Source organism: Halolamina sp., from assembly GCF_036626355.1.
Taxonomy (GTDB): Archaea; Halobacteriota; Halobacteria; order Halobacteriales; family Haloferacaceae; genus Halolamina.
Genome location: NZ_JAZKRY010000024.1, coordinates 1 through 19,670, shown reverse-complemented (window position 1 = coordinate 19,670; position 19,670 = coordinate 1). Strand labels below are relative to the sequence as shown.

The window sequence follows — 19,670 nt, the reverse complement described above, 5'->3', positions numbered from 1 at the left end:
GTGGAGCGGTGTTCGACGTTCATCGTCGCCACCGTTCGTTCGCCCGTGCTAACTCGACCGCCAGCGGGCGGTCGCCCCAGTCGAGCACTCGCAGCCCGCCGGTCCGGAGGTCACGCAGCCGCGCAGCGCGCTCGATCCGTGCGAGACGGTGGCCAGGCGAGTCCCCGACCGTCGGATCCGGGCTGATGACCGTCAGTTTGTGGCCGTAGGCGTCCAGGCGCTTGGCAAGCGTCACGAGGTAGTCGTCGACGAACGGGCTGAACATGACCACCTGCGCGTCCGCGGGGAGGCGCCGACGGAGCCGCCGCAGCGCGATGGAAGGGTAGAACGGGTCGTCGGTGGGCGACACCGAGAACGCCGGATGGGAACCCAGCAGGCGGCGCGCGTCCGCCCGGTGGCGCTCGCCGGTGTTCGGCGCGAGCCAGCACTCCTCGGGACCGTAGCTCGCGATACCGATACGGTCCCCCGTTTCGAGCAGCGCCGAGAACGCCTCGCCCGCGGCCTCGACGCCCCGCTCGACAGCGTTCTCTGACTCCTCGCCCGGCGAGACGTACGCCTCCGCTCGGGTGTCGATGAGCAGCACTACCGTTGCCGCCCGCTCTTCCCGAAACGAGAGCGTCGAGAGCTCGCCGGTCCGGGCGTAGCGGTTCCAGTCCACCCGAGAGAGCGGGTCACCGTGCCGGTAGCGCCGCGTGGAGTGGAACTCGATACCCGACCCCGCGACGTCTGTGGCAACCTGCCCGGCGTAGGGCGTCGTCAGCCCGCGCAGCGGGAGGTCGGCCGTCGAGGAGAGCTCCGGCAGACAGCGGAGTGTTGTCTCCGTGTTGGCCTCGACGGCCCGCTCGCGAGAGCCGCTGGCGTTCCGGACGATAACCGTCATCGGCTGCCAGTCGTGGCTTCCGCGAACCGCCGTCACGGTGTAGCTGTACGTCGCGCGCTTGCCGGGTCGAAGCGCGGTACCGAGTCGAGCCGTCCCCTCGGTCACCGCGAGCCCTGAAGGAATCCCGTCGACGAGTCGGAGATCGGACAGCGTCGACTCCCCATCGTTCGTCACGGTGACCTGGACCACCACCTCGTCGTCGGCGGCAGGGGTCGGGTCCGAGAGGTCCCGCTCGACACTGAGCTCGGGCTCCGGGGCCTCCTCGAGGCGCGCGTAGGCGACGAAACCGACGCCGACCAGCGCAACGAGAAAGAGCCCCTCCTGGCGTAGCGGGAGCCCCACAGCGAGCGCGGCGAGCGAGAGCGCGCCGATGCCGGTCCAGTGTTCGGTGTCGAACGCCGAGCTCACGGCTCCTCACCCCCCGTCCGGGCCTCGACGGCCCGGACGGTCCGGTCGAGTGCCGCGCCGAACCGCGAGAGCGGCGAGCCGAGCAGCAGCCGGAGGCGTTCGCGGCGGCCGAGTTCGACCGAATCGCTCAGGAACCACGCTGCGATCGGGTCGTCGGTCCACTCCCCGCGCCGAATCCGTTGAATCGCCTCCGTCCGCGAGCAGCCGGTGGTGTCGACGATGACGGCCGTTGCCGCTTCGGCCACGCGCTCCCGGAGCTGTGCCCGGGACCGACGCCCCCGCCGTGACCAGCCGCTGGCGAGGCCGAGCGTCTCGTCAGCGTCGTCGCCCGGTGTTGGCGCCTCGTAGCGCCGCTCCGGGTCGCCCGTCTCAGTCGCTTCGAGCGTCGTGTGCCGGCGGTCCTGAACGAACCGGAGCGCCTGTATCCCCGCCATTGCGGCGATCAACAACACGAGCGTCCACTCGAGGGAGAGCGCCGCCGCGAACTCCCGCTGGACGATGAACAGCAACCCGATAAGCACCGCGATGGCGCCGATAATGCCCGAAAGCCGGACGTTCACTGCTCCTCCTCCGCGTAGCCTGCCTCGATTCGCCGAAGCGCGGATACCGCGCGCTCCTCACGATCCGCTGTCGCCTCGACGGTGCCGTACCGCACCTCCTCGAACAGACTCGTCAGTTCGCGGACGTCGTCGGTGGCCATCCCGGCGTCGACGGCCGCGTCGGCGAACTCCGCGGGCGTGCTCGACTCGGGGCCATCGACGGCGAGATGTTCGGTCATCTCCGCCCACGCGCGGTACACTTCGTTGCCTGCGTTGGCCTCGGCAGCGATGCGGTCTGCGGCCGCACCGGCGGCCCGGCCCACGGCGCCGATATCCGGCGTGGGCGGCTCCGGCGGCATCTCCTCGTGCTCCTCCGGCTCCTCGCCGGCGTCGCCGGTGGCGACGAACAGCAGAACCACGGCGGCGATAACGAGCACGACGAGCACGACACCAAGCAGAAGCGAGGGCTGGCTGGCGACGGTGTCGGCGGCGGCGCCCATCCCGCCCCCAGAGGTGCTGTTGTTGCCACTTGGGTTCCCTGCCCCGAGCCCAATGCCGCCGCCGAAATTCAGTTCGAATACCCCACAGGACGTCAGAATCAGGAAGATGAGATACGTGAAAAAGGAGATCGGGACGATCATCATGACGCCGAGTATCGGCACCTTGGTCACGTACGCTATCAGCCCGCCGATGGACAGAATCGCCAGCACGATACCGAGTTTCACCCTGAACGTGTCGAGCCACTCCATACAGGGCGCTGGCCCCTGGATCTTCCCTCCCTCCATCCCTGGAATGCCGGGGCTGACCGAACCCTCCTCGGTCTCCGTCTCCTCGGCGCCAGAACCGCTCCCCATGTCCTCGCCGCTCCCGGAGCCGAAGCCGTCCCCGGAGCTGCTCACCGGGTTGTCCAGCGTCGCCGCTGCGAGGCCGATCGCGAGGAGGGCGAGCAGCGCCAGGACGAGCGCTAACGCGGTGTCCCGCTTCACGTGGTTTGGTTGTGGTAGGCACGCATAGGAGTTTCGCCAGCGGACGGCGCGTGCGGCCCTGTATCAACGGTGGACGGCGTCTACGGCCCCGTTTACTGGCGGACAGGGCACACGACTTTTCACGCAGCCCCGCGAACGATCGGACATGACCGATATCGGTTTCGTCGGGGCTGGCGCCGGGGCCGCCGCGGCGGCGTTCGTCGTCGACGGCGCGCTGCCTGACGCCGACCTGACGGTTCTGGAGAAATCCGGCGGCCTCTGCGGCCGTGCGGCGACCCGCCGGCACGGCGACCTGACCTACGACTACGGCGCGAACTACGTGAAGGCCGCCAACGACCGGGTAAACGAACTCCTCACCGACACGCTCGACGATGAAGGACTCGTCGGCGTGACCGAGCCGATTTACACGTTCGACCGAACGGGCGAGGTCTCGCCCGGCCGCGAGCCGGAGGAGGCCAAGTGGAGCTACGAGCAGGGGCTTACGCAGCTCGCCAAGCGGCTCTTCGGGCGGACTGATGCTGACATCCATCGTCGCACGCGGGTCGAGACGATGCGCTACGACGCCGACGTCGAGACCTGGACCCTCGTCGACGACGAGGGGGTCGACCACGGCCCCTTCGACGCTGTGGTGCTGAACCCGCCGGCGCCACAGACGGCCGAGCTCTTGGGGGGCGCCGACTGGGACGACCCGGCCCGCGAGGCGCTGGTCGAGGCGCTCCAGACCGTCGAGTTCCGGACTATCTGGACAGCTGTGCTGCGCTACCCGTTCGCACTCGATGTACCGTACTACGGGCTGGTCAACACCGATAAAGACCACCCCGTGGGCTGGATTTCCCGCGAGGAGTGCAAGGGGGGGCACGTGCCTGCTGGGGAAACGCTGCTCGTGGTGCAGGCCAATCAGGAGTGGTCCGTCGAACACTACGACGACGAGCCGGCGGAAAACGTCGCAGCGCTTGCCGACTATACCGCCGACATCGTCGGCGACGCGCGGCTGGCCGACCCCGTATGGGCCGACCATCAGGGCTGGCGGTACGCGCTGACCGAGGGCGAGGTGTTGCAGGGGCCAGTCGACTCAGCCCGGGCTGCGGGCCTCTACTGTACCGGCGACTGGGTTGTCGGCGAGGCGCGAGTTCACGCGGCGCTGGCCAACGGGCTGGACGTCGGCGAGCAACTCGTCGACGGGCTGTGACTCAGAACGTCAGGACCTCCACGCCCTCGGTCTCGTAGTTCGTCATCGCCGCTAGGCGGTCCGACACGTCGTCCAGGGGCACCTCGCGACCGACCAGTTTCCCCGGTTCGAGCGCCCCGTCCTCGACCATCGAGAGCAGGTCGCCGAACCGGGCCGGCGGCATGCCCCGGGAGCCGAGCCAGTCGATCTCCCAGCGGGTCATCCAGTCAGTGGGGAGAGGCACCTCGCCCCGCTCGGCATCGGTCGTCAGCCCAACCTGCACGTGGGTGCCACGCGCGCGGAGGCAGCGCACGGAGTTGCGGGCCGTCTCGGCGCGCCCGAGCGCGTCGACGCTGACGTCGGCGCCGCCGTCGGTGATCGCCTCGACCTCCGCCACCACGTCAGCTTCGGCGCCATCGACCGTCACTGACGCACCGACCTCGTCAGCCCGCGTGAGCGCGTCCTCGTCGACGTCGACGGCGATGGGTCGCGCACCGAGCGCGTCGGCGATCTGGACGGCCGAGAGCCCGACCCCGCCGCAGCCGTGGACCGCGACCCAGTCGCCCCCGCCGACCTCGGCGCGGTGGGCGAGCGCGTGGAACGCGGTCATATACCGGCAGCCGACCGCCGCGACGTCGCGGAAGCGCACCCCCTCGGGGAGTTCCTGCAGGTTGTAGTCGGCGTTGGGCACGGCGACCTGCTCGGCGAAGGCGCCCGGCACGTCGCGCTCGAACCCCAGCGCCAGCCCGTCGCTGCAGGTGTTTCCGTGGCCGGTCTGGCAGTCGTGACAGGCGCCGCAGCCCAGACTGAACGGGACGACCACGCGGTCATCCTCGTCGAATCGCTTCACGTCGTCGCCCACCTCGACGACGCGACCCGCTGGCTCGTGGCCAAGCACGTAGTCCAGGGGCACCTGGTCGTCGGCCCACTCGCCGTGACCCTGCCAGGCGTGCCAGTCCGAGCGGCAGATGCCACAGGCCTCGACGGCGACGACGGCGCCGTCCGGGTCTGGCTCGGGCTGGGGGCGCTCGGTCACGTCGAGCGGTTCGCCGTACTCGCGAAGGACGGCAGTGCGCATTGGCCGAGGGTTGGGAGGTCGGTGAGTAAGAGCTGTCGGTGGGAGCGACGATTACCCGGCCACTACTTTTGCCGTCGCATTCCGACTGTCGCTCTGTCATGTCTGACGAGAACGACGGGTTCCAGGGCGTGGACGAGGCGATTGAACGCGTGCGGGAAGAACTCGACGAGGCTATCGAGGAGTCGAAGGAAGCGGGCGAGAAGGCGAGCCAGGAGGCTCGAGAGGCGATTGACGACCTCGAGGAGCGCCTCGCGAATCTCCGAAGCGAGAACGAAGAGGAGTAACGGCGACCGCTTCCCGCTCCCGTTTCTGCTGGCCGCAGTGATCCGTGACGGTGTCCTCATGCGCTCCCCGTCGTCGAGTAACCGATTCGGACGGCATCGAGTAACTGGGTTGGACGACAGCGTGGATGCCGGTGTGAGCGGTCCAGCGCTCAGTAGTCGCGGTAGTTCATCATCACGGCTTTCGTCTGCGTCATCGCCTCCAGATGCCACTTCGAGCCGTACCGGCCGCCGGAGCCCGACTGCTTGTAGCCGCCGAAGGGGAGCAGGCGCTCCCAGTAGTTGTTCGTCTCGTTGATGAACACGCCGCCGGCTTCCAACCGGTTGGCGGCGTCGTGTGCGCGCTCCAGTGAGTCGGTGAACAGCGCGGCCTGGAGCCCGTATTTCGAATCGTTGGCGATGCGAATGGCCTCGTCGTAGTCCGCAGCCTCGATGACGGGGGTGACCGGCCCGAACGTCTCGTCGCGCGCGATGGCCATGTCGGCGGTCACGCCCGAGAGCACCGCCGGCTGGTAGTAGAGCCCCTCGGACTCCCCGCCGGTTCGGACGGTCGCCCCCCGGCCGACGGCCTCGTCGACGTGCTCGTGGGTCGCCTGCTGGATGCGGTCGGAGACCATCGGCCCGACGTTCGTCCCCGCCTCGAAGGGGTCGCCGACGACGAGCTCCTCTGTCTGGTCTACCACTTCCTCGACCAGCGCGTCGTGGACGCCGGCGGTGGCGATGACCCGCTCGGTGCCACAGCAGACCTGCCCGGCGTTCCAGTTCGACCCGGAGACGATGGAGGCTGCAGCGTGCTCTACGTCGGCATCGTCGAGCACCAGAATCGGGTCTTTCCCGCCCATCTCCAGCAGACACTGGGCGTTGCGCTCGGCGGCAGTTTTGGCGATCTCCTGGCCCACCTCCGTCGAGCCGGTGAAGGCGATGAGACGAATGCGCTCGTCGGCGACCAACTCGGCGCCTGTCCCCCCTGCGCCCGTCACGAGGTTGAACGCCCCGTCGGGCACCGAGGACTGTGCGAACGCCTCGGCGATGTGGTAGGCTGTCAGCGGCGTCTCCTCGGCCGGCTTGAACACGACGGGGTTCGCCGTCGCGATAGCGGAGTAGATCGAGCCGCCCGGCACCTCGAGCGGGAAGTTCCACGGCGAGATGACCGCACACGGGCCGTAGGGCTCGTGCTGGGTGTAGGCGAAGCGCCCGCGGTGCTCGGAGGGGACCACGTCGCCGAACAGCCGGATGCCGTCGTGGCCGTAGTCGTCGCTGGAGTTGATGACGTACTCCGTCTCGTCGTAGGACTCGTGGATGGGTTTGCCCTCCTCCTCGGTGATGCCGCGAGCGATCTCGTCCTCGTGCTCCTCGAAATACTCCGTCACCTCGTCGAGCACCGCCGCCCGCTCGAAGGCAGTCATCTCCCGGAGTTCCTGCCGGGCACGCTCGGCGGCCGCGACGGCCCTGGCGACGTCCTGTGCGTTCGCGTCCGGCACCGTGTCGATGATCTCGCCCGTCACTGGCGAGTCGACGTCGATGCCCTCGGCTGACTCGGCGTCGACCCATTCGCCGTCGATGTATAGCTCGCGCATGGTGTGGTATTCGCTGTCGTTGGCGAGTGAAAAAATAGTTTTCGGAACGAGTGGATTCTCGCCGAAAGAATTTCGCCCTACGCGGCGTGCTCGGCCCAGTCGTCGATGTCGAGCCGTTCGACCGTCTCCGCCGTGGGGACGCCGTCCTCGGTCCAGCCGCGAAGCTGGTAGTACTCGTCGAGCATCTGCTCGAAGCGCTCCTCGGAGATGACGTTCCCGTCTGCGGGACCGCCGTCCTCCAGCGGTTCGGTCAGGCGCTCGGGGAGGCTGTCCTCCGGGCGGGCGAACCCCTCCCGGGCGTTGAACAGCCGGGTCATGTTCCAGGCACGCTCACCGACGGTTTCCAGCGTCGCCTCGTCGACGTCGTAGCCCAGTTCGTTCAGCCACTCACAGACCTTCCCGTAGTCGTAGGCGGTGAAGTCACAGGCCACCGCGGAGAAGCCGAGGGCGTTCTCGTCCTGCTCGTCGACGACGACGGCGACGTGCTCATCGTAGGCGAAGGGGTCGCGGTCGCCGCCCAGCGCGTCAGAGCCGATGGGCCAGGCCCGCTGGTGACAGCCGCCACGGTCCGCCGTCGCGTAGGCCAGCGCCATCCCGTAGGAGGCGCGCGGGTCGTACGCCGGGAGCTCCATCCCTTTGACGTGCACCGAGGCTTCCAGGGCCCGCTCGTCGTCGAACGCTTCCGCAGCCTGCTGGGAGCCCTCGGCGAGCAGATCCGCGAGGTCGCCGTCGCGGTTGGCGATATCGGTGACGAGTTCGGCTGCACCATGGGCGTCACCCCAGTCCAGGTCGTAGTCGACGACGCCCGCCTCGATGCACTCCATCGCGAACGAGAGCACGTTGCCGAGCGTGATGGTGTCCATCCCGAGCGTGTCCGCGCGGTCGGCGAGTTCGGTGATGGCGGTGACGTCGGTGATGTCGGTGTTGGCGCCGACCATGCCGATGGTCTCGTACTCCGGGCCCCACTCGACGCGCGCGTTCGGGAACGCGCCGTCGACGTCCGTCTCGGAGAAGTCGGTGATGTGGCCGCAGGCCACCGGACAGCCGTAACAGGAGTCGGTGCCGACGTGGCCCGTCGCGAATGCGTCGATGGAGATGTCGTCGACGTCCTCGACGGTGCCTTTCGTCCAGTTGTGGGTCGGCAACGCGCCAACGGCCTGGGTCCACTCCGGGATGAGCTGTGTCCCACCGTTGCGCGCCCACGCGACATCTTCGCTCGTCCCGAGACGCTTCGTATGCTCGGCTTTCAGCCCGCGGACGTTGTCCGGGTTGGGTGGGTCCTGGGCCGTCGCGACGACGGCTTTCAGCCCTTTCGAGCCCATCACTGCGCCGACGCCGCCGCGGCCCGCGTGGTGGGTTCCCTCGTCACTGGTGATCGTCGCGAATCGCACCTCGTTCTCGCCCGCGGGACCGATGCAGGCGGTTTTCGTGAACTTCCCGTCGAACTGGGCGGCCGTCTCCTTCGTGTCCATCCCCCAGAGGTCGGAGGCGTCCTTGAGTTCGACGCCGTCGTCGGTAACGTCGAGATACACCGGCTCGTCGGATTCGCCCTCGATCGCGATGCCGAGGTACTCCGGGAGCGCGAAGCGGAACATCGCCGGGAAATGGCCGCCCGAGTAGGAGTCGACGTATCCTCCCGTCAGTGGCGATTTGGTGATGGCGCCGTACCGGGAGGTGCCGGGTGCGAACCCCGAGAGCGGCCCGAACATGAAGTAGAGCGTGTTCGCCGGCGAGAGCGGGTCGACGCCGGCCGGCACTTCGTCGAGCAGGAGCGCTGCGCCCAGCCCCTTCCCGGAGATGAAGCGGTCGCGGTACCCCGCCGGGATCTCCTCGGTCTCGACGGTGCCGTCTGTCAGGTTGACGCGGAGGAGATGCCGGAGCTCCGCTACCTCTGTGCTTGGCTCGATAGCCTGTGACATACTGGGGGAGTCGGGCCAGTACAGTATAAAGCCCTTCCCGAAAACGTTCTCCCTACAGGCTCATCCGGATGAAGAGTTACGACGCAGCCGGAACTTCACCGTGATTACTTTGTGAGTATTACCGAGTTCTCTGCCGCCCAGCCGATTTCGACCGAACGGCCTGTCGAGAGATACTGCCCCTGGTCGCGGATCTGCATGTCGATGGTGAGCTCCTGGCCGTTCTCGAGTTCGACCACGAACTTCCCGATGTTCCCCTTGTAGATCTCGTCGGTCACCTCGGCGGTGAAGCTGTTCTCCAGCCCCGCTGCTTCGTCGCCGAGCCGGACCTTCTCCGGCCGGATGGCGAAGGCGACCTGCCCGCTGGCCTCCGGCGTTTCCGGGACCGTGAACCGCAGCCCGCCGGATTCGATGGTCGCGCCGTTCTCGGCCTCGGTGTACTCGCCGCGGATGAGGTTGGTCTCGCCGATGAAGTCGGCGACGAACTCCGAGGCCGGCTCCTCGTAGATCTCGGTGGCGGTGCCGAGCTGTTCAACGTGCCCTTCGTTCATCACGGCGATCTCGTCGCTCATCGTCAGCGCCTCCTCCTGGTCGTGGGTGACGTAGACGAAGGTGATGCCCAGCTCCTCCTGGAGATTCTTCAGCTCGACCTGCATGCTCTTCCGGAGCTTCAGGTCGAGCGCGCCCAGCGGCTCGTCGAGCAGCAGCACCGTCGGCTCGGTGACGAGTGCGCGGGCGAGCGCGACCCGCTGCTGCTGGCCGCCGGAGAGTTCGTCGACCGCGCGGTCGCCCATCCCCGGGAGTTCGACCAGGTCGAGGATGCGCTCGACGCGGGTGTCGATCTCCTCGCTCCCCTCGCGCCGCACCAGGTTCGAGAGCGCGCCGCTGATGCCGTGGCTGGCTTCCGAGCCGTCCTCACCGGGAATCCCCTTCATCTGCAGGCCGAAGGCGACGTTCTCGTGGACGGTCATGTGCGGGAACAGCGCGTAGGACTGGAACACCATGCTCGTCTCGCGTTCGAAGGGCGGAATCTCGTTGACCCGCGCGCCGTCGATGCGGACCTCCCCTTCCGTCGGCGTCTCGAAACCGGCGATACAGCGGAGCGTCGTCGTCTTCCCACACCCGCTCGGTCCGAGCAGCGTGAGGAACTTCCCCTCCTCGATATCGAAACTCACGTCGTCGACCGCCGTCACGTCGTCGAACCGCTTCGTGACGTGGTCGAGCTCTACGTCGTACTCGATCATGCCGTTGGGCCGAATATGTGCTCGTCCATCCTACGCGTTCTGGATCTCCGTCCACGCCTCGCTGTAGAGCTGGGTGGCGTCCTCCACGTTCTTGATGAACTCCAGACTCTCGAACACCTCGTCCGGCGGGTAGATGCGCTCGTTGTTGAGCATCGACTCGAACATGTACTCCTTGCCCGCCTCGTTCGGCGAGGGGTAGTAGACGTAGTTGGCGATCTCGGCATTGACTTTCGCGTTGAGGACGAAGTTGATGAACGCGTGGGCCGCGTTCGGGTTCTTCGCGCCGCTGGTGACGGCAGCGGTGTCGACCCAGACCACCCCACCCTCCTCGGGCACCTGGTAGTTGATCGGCGAGGACTCCTCCGAGTAGAGCTCCCAGTAGGCCGTAAACGCCGAACCCGACCAGCTGTGGATGGGCGAGAAGTTCTCGTTGATCAGGCTCTCGGCCATGTTGATGGAGTCGTACGTGCCCAGCAGCTTCTTCTGGTCGATGAGGATCTCCTTGGCCTCCTCGATCTTGTCCTCGTCTCTGGTGTTGAGCGAGTAGCCCAGCCGCTTGAGGGCAGCACCGATGCTCTCGCGCTGGTCGTTCAGCATCGTCATGTCGCCCTCGAAGCGGTCGTCCCACATGATATCCCAGGACTGGAACGGGAGCTCGTCTTTCACCGAGTCAGAGAACATGTTCTCGTTCCAGGCGACGCCGGAGGTCCCCCAGAAGTACGGCGCCGAGTAGCGATCCTCCCCGGGGTCGTACGGCGCATTGTCGATCCAGTACTGTTCGAGGTTGTCCCAGTGGGGGATGCGCTGCTTGTTGAGCGGCTGCACCATCTCCTGGTCGACGAGGACGCTCACCATGTAGTCCGACGGGAAAATGAGGTCGAACTGGTCGGCACCGCCCGCCTTCAGCTTGTTGAACATCTCCTCGTTGGAGGCGTAGTTCGAGACGTTTACCGAGACCCCGTACGCGTCCTCGAACTTCTCGACCGTTCCAGTGGGCCAGTAATCCGCCCACTGGAAGACGTTGAGGTTGTCCTCGAGTTCGTAGTCGAGCTCCGGCAGCGCGTACTCCTCCCGCTTCGTGGCGTTCCCCGGATACGCCGTCTCCGTCCCGCCGCCACCGCCACCGCCGCTACAGCCTGCGAGCCCGGTCAGTGCAGCCGTGCCCGCAAGCCCGGTTTGCTTCAGAAAGCGCCGCCGTCCCGAACGATTTTTCTTTTTCATGGGTTATGTTCACCTACCTTTTCGGGTATCGGTGAGGTAGGCATAAAGTTTCTGGTGACCGGTGACACGGTAGACGGTCACACACCCTCGAGATCCCGATCGACCCCTGGACTACCAGGTTATCCCTTCGACTTTCTGTGCCAACAGAATAGCGGCGAACGTGATGGCGAGGATGATGGTCGCCACGACGTTCACACCCGGCGAGATCCCCTGTCTGACCATCGAGAAGAAGAAGATGGGCAGGGTGGTCTGGTTCCCGATGATGAAGAACGTCACCACGAAATCGTCGAACGACATCGCGAAGCCGAGCAGCGCGCCCGCGATGATGCCCGGCTTGATGATGGGGAAGGTGACCCAGCGGAACGTCTCGAACTCCGAGGCGCCAAGATCCTTCGCCGCTTCCTCCATCGTCCGGTCGAAGTTCTGCAGCCGCGCGAGCACGATCACCGTCACGTAGCTGATGTCGAAGGCGATGTGGCCGATGATCGCCGTGCCGATGCCCTGGCTGATGCCGCTCATGTTGAAGAAGATCAGCAGCGAGATCCCCATCACGATGCTCGGGATGACCAGCGGCATGTAGACGACGCCCTGGAACAGCTGTTTGCCGGGGAACTCGTACCGGTCGAGCGCCAGCGCGAGCATCGTTCCGAGGACGACACTGACCAGCACGGTGACGATCGCGATCTCGACGGAGTGTTGCAACGCCGTCCACGCCACCGCCGGGTCGACCCGGCCGATCGCCTGTCCGCTGAACAGATCGACGTACCACTCCGTGGTGAACCCCTGCCAGACGATGGCGTAGCGGGAGTCGTTGAACGAGAGCGCGACGAGGATGAACACCGGCACGTAGAGGAACAGGTAGACCAACAGCGCGTGGACGCCGAGGAAGCCGCTGCCGAACCGCTCCATCTGCCGTGATCGCAGTCGCCGGAACCAGCTACTGAGGCTCACAGGAGACCACCCCCTGCACGCTTGAGGTAGATCCAGATGCTTCCCATCATGATGGCCATCAGGACGAAGGAGGCGGCCGCGCCGAGCGGCCAGTTCCCCGCAGCGCCGAACTGCGAGGCGATGAACCGGCCGATGGTGGAGTTACTCGGCCCGCCGAGCAGTTCGGGGATGACGTACGCGCCCACGCTCGGGATGAAGACGAGGATGCTCCCGGCGACGACACCTGGTAGCGAGAGCGGGAAGGTGACCCGGAGGAACGCGTCGAGCCGATCGGCGCCCAGATCCATCGCCGCCTCCTGCATCGTGAAGTCGATCTGTTCGATGCTCGCGTAGGCGGGAAGGATCATGAACGGGAGCCAGATGTACACCAGCCCGAACTCGACAGAGAAGTTGTTGTAGAGCAGCTCCGGCTGCCCGGAGACGAACGGCAGCGCCGCGACCGCCGACGGGATGATCCCGTTTTTTGCGAGCAGCAGTTTGACGGCGTAGATCCGTACGAGGTAGGAGGCCCAGTAGGGCAGGACGACCAGCGCGAGCAGCATGTTCCGGTGCTGTTCCGGGGCGAGCTTGGCGATATAGTACGCGGTGGGGTAGCCGATAACCAGACAGACCAGCGTCGCGATGATCCCGTACCAGATGCTCCGGATGGTTAGCTGCACGTAGGGTGTCGGCGTCGCCTCAGTCAGCTGTATTCCGGTCGGTGTCACCCACCCGACAAACCACGCCACCGAGACCCAGATGGTCTCCAGGAGCCCGAACCCCTCGGGGATGAAGAACGTCTCGTAGTTCTGTAGCCCCAGTTGATCGAGTCCCAGCAGTACCTCGCCGAACGCCCCTCGCTCCCCGAAACTGTAGATCAGCATCACGAACAGGGGCACGAGGAAGAAGACTGTCAACCAGAAAGCCGCGGGTGAGATATTGAACGCGAGTCCGGCGTAGGGATGGCTCCGGATCCGCTCGGGCAGTGAGGGCTCCCCGGCTGCTCCGTCAGTTGTTTCGTATTGGCTTTCCATGCGTAGAACTCACAATGACTGGATGGCAGGTTGCCGTCGCGACATAAATAATTTTGGAAACGTACCGATACTCCGATAGTTCTTTGGCCTAGTTCGCTTCCGGCCGGATTTCTCGGGTCCAACATCGTTATTACCCTCCCCGCTAAGGTAGCGACATTGGTGATGAGTGACCGCGTCGACGAGCTCGACGATATCGACCGCAAGATTCTGAAAATCCTTCAGGCGGATGGCCGAACGGCGCTCTCCGAGATCGCCCGCCGGCTAGAAATGGGGACGGCGACGATCCACGAGCGCGTCGACGGCTTGGAGGAGGACGGCTACATCCGGGAGTACCGCGCGGTGCTCGACCCTGAACTGCTGGGCGCGACCGAAGTCGCCTTCATCGCCGTGCACACGGAGCCGGGTCGGTTCTCCGCGGTCGCCGAGCGGATGGCCGAGGAGCCCAAACTCCAGGAGATCCACGAGGTGACGGGGGAGGCCGACCTGCTGGTGAAGATCCGCGTCCGGGACCGGTCGGAGCTGACCGACGCGCTCGCGGATCTGGGCGCCTACGACGGGGTCACCGCGACCGAGACGAAAGTCGCGCTTCGCAGCGTCAAAGAGGAACAGAAGCTTCAGATCGACTAATATGTCGAACAACCAATCAATGACTTTGGGAATACGGCCGTCGGTCCGGCGTGACACCGGTACGCTGGAGCGCGTGCTCGTCCACGAACCCGGCGACGAGTTCTCGACCGTGGTCGACCCGGACGCGTGGGGCTGGAACGGGCTGCCCCGGCGCAAGCGCGTCGCCAAGGAACACGCCGCGCTCGTCGATACCCTGGAGGACCACGGCGTAACGGTCCACGAGATCGGGGAGGTCGAGTCGGAGCTCGCGGAGCTCCTGTTCGTGCGTGATGTCGGGTTCGCCATCGAGGGCGGCCTCGTCGTCGCCGGGATGGTCGAGCCGAACCGCCAGGGTGAGGAGCGGCATCTGACAGAGGCCGCCGTCGACCTCGGTATTCCCATCTACCACACGGTCCACGGCCCCGGCGGGTTCGAGGCCGGCAACATGGTCTGGCTCGACGAGGAGACCGTCGCCGTCGGCCGTTCGAAAACGACCAACGCCGAGGGGATTCGGCAGCTCCGCTCCGTGCTCTCGACGTACGATATCGAACTGGTGGAGGTGCCCATCTTCGGCTCCACCGAGTCCAGCGGACAGACCCACCTCACGCTCGTGTTCGGGATGGTACGACCGGACCTCGCGGTCATCTACCCGCAGGCGGTGCCGACGGAGTTCCAGGAACTGTTGGCCGACCGCGGTATCGACTGTATCGAGGTGCCGATGCGTGAGCAGCGCAACCGCGCCACCAGTACCATCGTCGTCGACGACGAGACGGTGCTGCTGGCGGCTGGCAACCCCGAAACGAGGGCGGCGCTAACGGCGGCCGGGATGGAGGTTATCGAACTCGACATCCGGAACACGGCGAAGGCCGGCGGTGGGCTGAAGGGGCTGGTGCTGCCGCTCGAACGGTCGCAACTGCAGTAGAACCTTCGGCAAAACGCGACGATAACCGAAAAACAACTGGATTTATATCTGTTCGCGCGGCACGGGCTCACATGGATATCCTCGTCGTCGGCGCGGGCGTCGCCGGCTGTCAGGTGGCGCGGGAGCTCGCGGGCGACCACGACGTGACCGTTCTGGACAAGCACGGGATCGCCTCCGGGGCCACGGGGCTCTCGGCCGGTATCGTCGCACCGACGCTGTTCTACGCCGAAACACCCGACGTTGCCCGATACGCGAACGAGTTCTTCCAGACGTTCGACGGGACGGGCGGGTTCAGCTTCACCTCACGCGACCGGCTGGACTTCGTCACCGAAGACGAGGTCGCGGAGCACCGCGAGCGCGCCGAACGGCTCGCCGAGGCGGGGTTCCCGGTGCAGTATCTCTCCGCATCGGATGTCGCCGAGAACTACCCCGCGTTTACCCCTGAGGGGACGGAGTTCGTCGGGGCGGTGGAGTTCGGAGACACCGGCTGGGTCGACCCCTACTCCTACGCCTCGGCACTCGCCTCCGAGGCCGAGGAGCGCGGTGCGACCATCGAGACGGGCGTGACGGTCGACGCTGTCTCCGTCGAGGGTGACGACGCGACAGGGGTAGTGACCGGGGTCGAGACGAGTGCCGGCCAGTACGAGGCGGACGCGGTGGTGCTGGCGGCGTGCTGGCGAACGCAGTCGCTGCTCCCGGCCGGCGTCGAAATCCCCATTCGGCCCTACCGGACGCAGGTGCTGGTGCTCGAGCCCGACGACCCGCTCGACGACCGGTTCCCGCTCGGGCGCATCGGGAGCGAGCATCTCTACTTCCGGCCCGAACATAACGGCGACCTGCTCATCGGCGGTGAGCACCATCTCATCGACGATCCGTCGGCGGTCTCCGGCGACGCCGATGAATCGTTCAAACTCGACGTCGCGGAGTTCGTCCCCGGCCTGGTCCGCGGGTTCGAGGACGCCGGCTTCGTCAACGGGTGGGCCGGTGTCGACGCTGCGACGCCCGACACCCGACCCATCATCGATTCCGTCGGGCCCGATGGCCTCGTCGTCGCGACCGGGTTCAACGGGCTGGGCGTGATGGCCTCGCCGGTGGTCGGTCCGACGGTTCGGGAACGGGTGACCGGCGACCCGGCGCCGTTCCCCACTGAGCCGTTCGCCCTCTCGCGGTTCGACTCGCTCTCGCCGGAGTTCGAGTACGTCTCCACCTCCGACGTGTAGCCGCGTGCGGGCGTCGACAGGTACAACAGTTACGGCATTCTGCCGAGTATATTATGTAGTCATTCGGAAATTCTGGCAATCGGCCAAAGATTTATTGGGTCAGTGATGCTCTCATTCTACGATGAGCCAGCCTGACGCCGAGTACGACCACGCGAAGCGACTCCGCGAGCGGACCACGCGGAGCCAGGAGTTCCACGACCGGGCGAAGGCGGTGACGCCGCTGGGTGTGGAGTCCAACGTTCGAGCGTTCGACCCCTATCCGTTCTACATCGAGGAGGCGGAGGGCTCCTACGTCACCGACATGGACGGCACCGAGTATCTCGACTTCCTGCTCGCGCTGGGCCCGATCATCCTGGGCCACAGCCACCCCGAGGTCGTCGAGGCCGTCCAGGAGCAGGCCGCCACGTGTGACCTGACGGCGACGCCCCAGCCCATCGCCTTCGAGTACATGGAGAAGGTCACGGAGATGACCCCGAGCATCGAGCAGGTGCGCCTCGCGAACTCCGGCTCCGAGGCGACGATGCACGCCATCCGCGTCGCCCGCTCCTACACGGGCAACGACATCATCGCCAAACCCGAGGGCGGCTACGCGGGCGCCCACGACTACGCGCTCCAGTCGGTCTACGCCTCCGAGGAGGCGATGGGGCCGGAGGACGAACCCAACACCGTCTCCTACGGCACGGGGATCCCGGATGCGGTCTCGGAGACGGTCGTCGCGTTCCCGTTCAACGACAAGGAGGCCACCGAGAAGATCCTCCGCAAGCACGCCGACGACATGGCCGCAGTGATCATCGAGCCGGTGATGTTCTCCTGTGGCTGTCTGAAGCCGCGTGACGGCTATCACGAGTTCCTCCGGGAGCTGACCGAGGAGCTTGGCATCGTGCTCATCTGGGACGAAGTGATGACCGGGTTCCGCCTGGGCCCGCAGTCCGCCCAGGGCCGGTTCGACATCATGCCCGACATGACCACGTTCGCGAAGGTCGCCGGCGGCGGCTATCAGATGGCTGGCTTCGGCGGAAAAAAGGAGATCATGCAGGAGATCGCGCCGCCCGAGAAGGACGAGGCTCACAAGTGGAACACCGCGGCGTTCCACGGCGGCACCTACAACGGTCACCCCGTCTCGGCCGCTGCGGGACTGAAGACGCTCGAAATCCTCGACGAGCGCGACGTCTACGAGCATATCGAGGAGATGGGCGACCGGCTGTTCACCGGCCTGCAGGAGGTCGCTGACGACGTGGGGCTGGACGTGAACGTCCAGCATATCGGCTCCATGGGCCAGGTGTACATGACCGACCACGACATTCACAGCTATCGCGACACCTGGCACTCCAACGAGGAGCAGTTCGCCGACTGGTGGCTGGAGGCCGCGGGCCGCGGCGTCCTCTTCGGCAACCCGATGCAGGGCGAGCGGTTCTTCACTACCTACTCCACGACCGAGGAGCAGGTCGACCACGCCCTGGAGGTCGCCGAAGCGGCCTTCCGTGCGGTGGACCACCCGTACTAACGAGCAACAGTGACGGACGACACCGCGGCCGCCGTCGATCCGGCGACCGCACTCGAGCGGACGTACGACCTGGCTATCGTCGGCGGCGGCGTCATCGGCTGTGCGGCCGCGAACGCGCTGGCGCCCGACCACGACGTGCTGGTTGTCGAGAAGGGCCAGGTCGCTGGCGAAGCGACGGCGTTGGCCGCCGGCGAAGTGACGATGACGCCCTCCTACTCCGACTCCCCCGAGGTCGCGACTCACGCGAACGAGTTCTTCCACGAGTTCGACGGCACCCGCGAGTTCAGCTACGAGCCACGGCCCAGCCTCGAACTCGTCCGACCCGGGCAGGCGGCGGTGGCCAGACGCCGGGTCGACCGCCTCCGGGGCGAGGGGATCGATATCGAGTTCCTCGACGCCGAGGCGGTGGCGGCGGCGGCGGCGCGGCTGCGGACCGACGACATCGCCGGAGCGGTCAAACACGACGAAACCGGCTTCGTCGACCCCTATACGTTCGCCGTCACGCTTCGTGCGGAAGCCGAAGCCGCGGGTGCGACGGTCCTGACGGGGACCGCCGTCGAAGAGCTCTCGGTGCAGGGGGGCACCGAGAAAGCCGTGTCCGGCCTCGTCACCGAGGCCGGCGCGGTCCGTGCCGACCGCGTCTTGGTCGCCGCGGGCTGGCGAAGCGAGCGGTTCCTCCGGGACTACCTCGAACTCCCGGTCCAGCCCTACCGAACTCAGTGTCTGGTGCTCGACCCAGCGGAGCCGCTGTCGGAGTCGTTCCCGATGGGCTGGATTCCGGGCGAGCACGTGTACTTCCGGCCGGAACTCAACGGCGACCTGCTGGTCGGGGGCTGGTCGTTCGCCGAGGAGACTCCCGAGGATGCCAGCGGGCAGGCCGACGAGGCGTTTCGCCAGCACGTCGCCGGGCTGCTTCCGCGCTTCTTCGAGGGGTTCGACAGGGCTGGCTACGTCGACGGCTGGGCCGGCGTCGACGGCGCGACGCCCGACACCCGACCGATCATCGACGCGCCCGCGGCCGGGCCGGCGAACCTGCTGGTTGCGACGGGGTTCCACGGTCGCGGAGTCATGACCGCGCCAGTGGCTGCGACGCTGGTGCGCGCGCTCGTGACCGGCGAGGACACCGAACTCCCGGCACAGCTGTTCGCGCTCGACCGGTTCGAGTCCACGTCGCCGGATTTCGAGTTTACGTCGATCTCCGCGGGCGACGACGAGTACGAAGGCGAGTGATAACGGCGGGCCCAACAAAAGACGGCCGGACTCTGGGGCGTGAGTGGAGGGGGAACGTCAGCGGGAGTGGGGGACGCGATGGATCGCCGGTGAAGTCCACACGGCGCGGCCGGTGATGCTCGGGATGGGCTATCGGTCGGCCGCCTCGACCGGTCGCGTGAGGGTTAGGCGGACCTGTGGGGCGCCGTCGACGAGTTCGATCGTGGCGCGCACGAGCGTCGTCTCGAACAGTTTCCGGTGGTGGCCGTTGTGGTGGAGCTCCATGTCGGTCACTACCAGTCCGTGTCGTGCAAGCGCGTTCAGCCGACGGTAGATCGTCGAGCGGGACGCGTCCGAGCTGCCGACCAGCTCCCGAGCGGGCAGGGGGCCGTCAGAGAGACCCGACAGGATGCTCTGGGTGTACTGGTCCTCGAGCAGCTCGAGGAACGACGATACCTCGTCGCCGGCGAGGATTCGCGTGTGGTCGGAGTCCGCGGAGACACTGCTGGCGTCGCCGGTAGGCGACTGGACGACGCCGGCCGTCGTCTGGGTGGGGGGGATCGACTCTCCGCTACTCGCCATCGCGTCCACCTCCGGGCTGGACTCTGGCGGTGACGATGCGTGGGGCAGGGAGCGTGGAAGGGGGGGTACTCCCCGGCCGTCGCCCCGTCGTGCCGCCGGAAGCGGTCGGAATCAGTCGTGTCACGGCGTCCATCGCATTCAGTCGTAACGGGGCATCCCGTAGGTATCTGAGCGCAACACTGTACGTGTGCCAACGGGTTACAGGGCTATACTGTTTGATGTCGCCCGCTGGAACGCGAGCCGGGCGGCCGTCGCGGCTCAGTCGGCCGGCATCCCGCCGAGAATCAGGTCCAGCAGCTTGCGCTCGGCGATGCGGAGGTGTTTGCTCAGGGTGGGCTGGGTTATCTCCATGGCCTCGGCGACCG

The 19,670-nt window shown here is 66.7% G+C and carries 18 protein-coding genes; 7 read left to right on the top strand and 11 right to left on the bottom strand.

Features of this window, described 5'->3' with window-relative positions; genetic code table 11:
* Nucleotides 1–19 precede the first annotated feature (19 nt).
* From V5A38_RS05685 to V5A38_RS05675, 3 genes are read right to left on the bottom strand one after another with little or no spacing between them, the layout of a single operon-like run.
* Complete coding sequence (locus V5A38_RS05685; RefSeq protein ID WP_332324777.1) at nucleotides 20–1,288, bottom strand: DUF58 domain-containing protein; 1,269 nt, start codon at nucleotides 1,286–1,288, stop codon at nucleotides 20–22.
* Nucleotides 1,285–1,848: a hypothetical protein gene (locus V5A38_RS05680; RefSeq protein WP_332324776.1), complete on the bottom strand. Its 564-nt coding sequence runs from the start codon at nucleotides 1,846–1,848 to the stop codon at nucleotides 1,285–1,287. The genes V5A38_RS05685 and V5A38_RS05680 overlap by 4 nt, the downstream gene beginning before the upstream one ends.
* On the bottom strand, nucleotides 1,845–2,813 hold the full coding sequence (locus tag V5A38_RS05675) for a DUF4129 domain-containing protein (RefSeq protein WP_332324775.1): 969 nt from the start codon (nucleotides 2,811–2,813) through the stop codon (nucleotides 1,845–1,847). The genes V5A38_RS05680 and V5A38_RS05675 overlap by 4 nt, the downstream gene beginning before the upstream one ends.
* A 145-nt stretch (nucleotides 2,814–2,958) precedes the next feature.
* Between V5A38_RS05675 and V5A38_RS05670 the strand changes: the two genes are divergently transcribed.
* A complete protein-coding gene (locus V5A38_RS05670; RefSeq protein WP_332324774.1) occupies nucleotides 2,959–4,002 on the top strand; it encodes an FAD-dependent oxidoreductase in 1,044 nt (347 codons plus the stop codon).
* A gap of 1 nt (nucleotide 4,003) precedes the next feature.
* Here V5A38_RS05670 and V5A38_RS05665 read toward each other — a convergent pair whose 3' ends face one another.
* Complete coding sequence (locus tag V5A38_RS05665) at nucleotides 4,004–5,059, bottom strand: zinc-dependent alcohol dehydrogenase family protein (protein WP_332324773.1); 1,056 nt, start codon at nucleotides 5,057–5,059, stop codon at nucleotides 4,004–4,006.
* 98 nt (nucleotides 5,060–5,157) lie between these two features.
* Here V5A38_RS05665 and V5A38_RS05660 point away from each other — a divergent pair, with 98 nt between their 5' ends.
* Nucleotides 5,158–5,343: a hypothetical protein gene (locus V5A38_RS05660; protein WP_332324772.1), complete on the top strand. Its 186-nt coding sequence runs from the start codon at nucleotides 5,158–5,160 to the stop codon at nucleotides 5,341–5,343.
* Between the two features lie 149 nt (nucleotides 5,344–5,492).
* On the opposite strand, the gene V5A38_RS05655 is transcribed toward V5A38_RS05660, so the two are convergent.
* From V5A38_RS05655 to V5A38_RS05630, 6 genes are all read right to left on the bottom strand, one after another.
* Nucleotides 5,493–6,917 (bottom strand): aldehyde dehydrogenase family protein, encoded by a 1,425-nt coding sequence (locus V5A38_RS05655; RefSeq protein ID WP_332324771.1) that lies wholly within the window; start codon nucleotides 6,915–6,917, stop codon nucleotides 5,493–5,495.
* Nucleotides 6,918–6,994: 77 nt separating this feature from the next.
* Nucleotides 6,995–8,836, bottom strand: coding sequence for an aldehyde ferredoxin oxidoreductase family protein (locus tag V5A38_RS05650; protein WP_332324770.1), 1,842 nt, complete (start codon nucleotides 8,834–8,836; stop codon nucleotides 6,995–6,997).
* A 104-nt stretch (nucleotides 8,837–8,940) separates the two neighbouring features.
* A complete protein-coding gene (locus V5A38_RS05645; RefSeq protein WP_332324769.1) occupies nucleotides 8,941–10,077 on the bottom strand; it encodes an ABC transporter ATP-binding protein in 1,137 nt (378 codons plus the stop codon).
* 30 nt (nucleotides 10,078–10,107) lie between these two features.
* Nucleotides 10,108–11,298 carry an extracellular solute-binding protein gene (locus V5A38_RS05640; RefSeq protein ID WP_332324768.1) on the bottom strand — a complete coding sequence of 397 codons (1,191 nt, stop codon included), beginning with the start codon at nucleotides 11,296–11,298 and terminating at the stop codon, nucleotides 10,108–10,110.
* Nucleotides 11,299–11,409: 111 nt separating this feature from the next.
* Entirely contained in the window at nucleotides 11,410–12,249 is an 840-nt protein-coding gene (locus V5A38_RS05635; protein WP_332324767.1) for an ABC transporter permease, read from the bottom strand.
* Nucleotides 12,246–13,262 (bottom strand): ABC transporter permease, encoded by a 1,017-nt coding sequence (locus V5A38_RS05630; RefSeq protein WP_332324766.1) that lies wholly within the window; start codon nucleotides 13,260–13,262, stop codon nucleotides 12,246–12,248. Before V5A38_RS05630 ends, V5A38_RS05635 begins: the two co-directional genes overlap by 4 nt.
* 162 nt (nucleotides 13,263–13,424) lie before the next feature.
* On the opposite strand from V5A38_RS05630, the gene V5A38_RS05625 reads away from it, so the two are divergent.
* The 5 genes from V5A38_RS05625 (at nucleotide 13,425) to V5A38_RS05605 (ending at nucleotide 18,744) form a co-directional block, all read left to right on the top strand.
* Nucleotides 13,425–13,889, top strand: a complete 465-nt coding sequence (locus V5A38_RS05625; protein ID WP_332324765.1) for an Lrp/AsnC family transcriptional regulator — start codon at nucleotides 13,425–13,427, stop codon at nucleotides 13,887–13,889.
* Nucleotides 13,890–13,908: 19 nt separating this feature from the next.
* Nucleotides 13,909–14,790, top strand: a complete 882-nt coding sequence (locus tag V5A38_RS05620; RefSeq protein ID WP_332324764.1) for an arginine deiminase family protein — start codon at nucleotides 13,909–13,911, stop codon at nucleotides 14,788–14,790.
* Between the two features lie 71 nt (nucleotides 14,791–14,861).
* Nucleotides 14,862–16,010, top strand: a complete 1,149-nt coding sequence (locus tag V5A38_RS05615) for an FAD-dependent oxidoreductase (protein WP_332324763.1) — start codon at nucleotides 14,862–14,864, stop codon at nucleotides 16,008–16,010.
* 121 nt (nucleotides 16,011–16,131) lie between these two features.
* Complete coding sequence (locus V5A38_RS05610; protein WP_332324762.1) at nucleotides 16,132–17,514, top strand: aspartate aminotransferase family protein; 1,383 nt, start codon at nucleotides 16,132–16,134, stop codon at nucleotides 17,512–17,514.
* A gap of 9 nt (nucleotides 17,515–17,523) precedes the next feature.
* Nucleotides 17,524–18,744 carry an FAD-binding oxidoreductase gene (locus V5A38_RS05605; RefSeq protein ID WP_332324761.1) on the top strand — a complete coding sequence of 407 codons (1,221 nt, stop codon included), beginning with the start codon at nucleotides 17,524–17,526 and terminating at the stop codon, nucleotides 18,742–18,744.
* 129 nt (nucleotides 18,745–18,873) lie between these two features.
* Here the strand turns inward: V5A38_RS05605 and V5A38_RS05600 are convergent, their stop codons facing one another.
* Nucleotides 18,874–19,305, bottom strand: a complete 432-nt coding sequence (locus V5A38_RS05600; protein WP_332324760.1) for a winged helix-turn-helix domain-containing protein — start codon at nucleotides 19,303–19,305, stop codon at nucleotides 18,874–18,876.
* Nucleotides 19,306–19,670 lie beyond the last annotated feature (365 nt).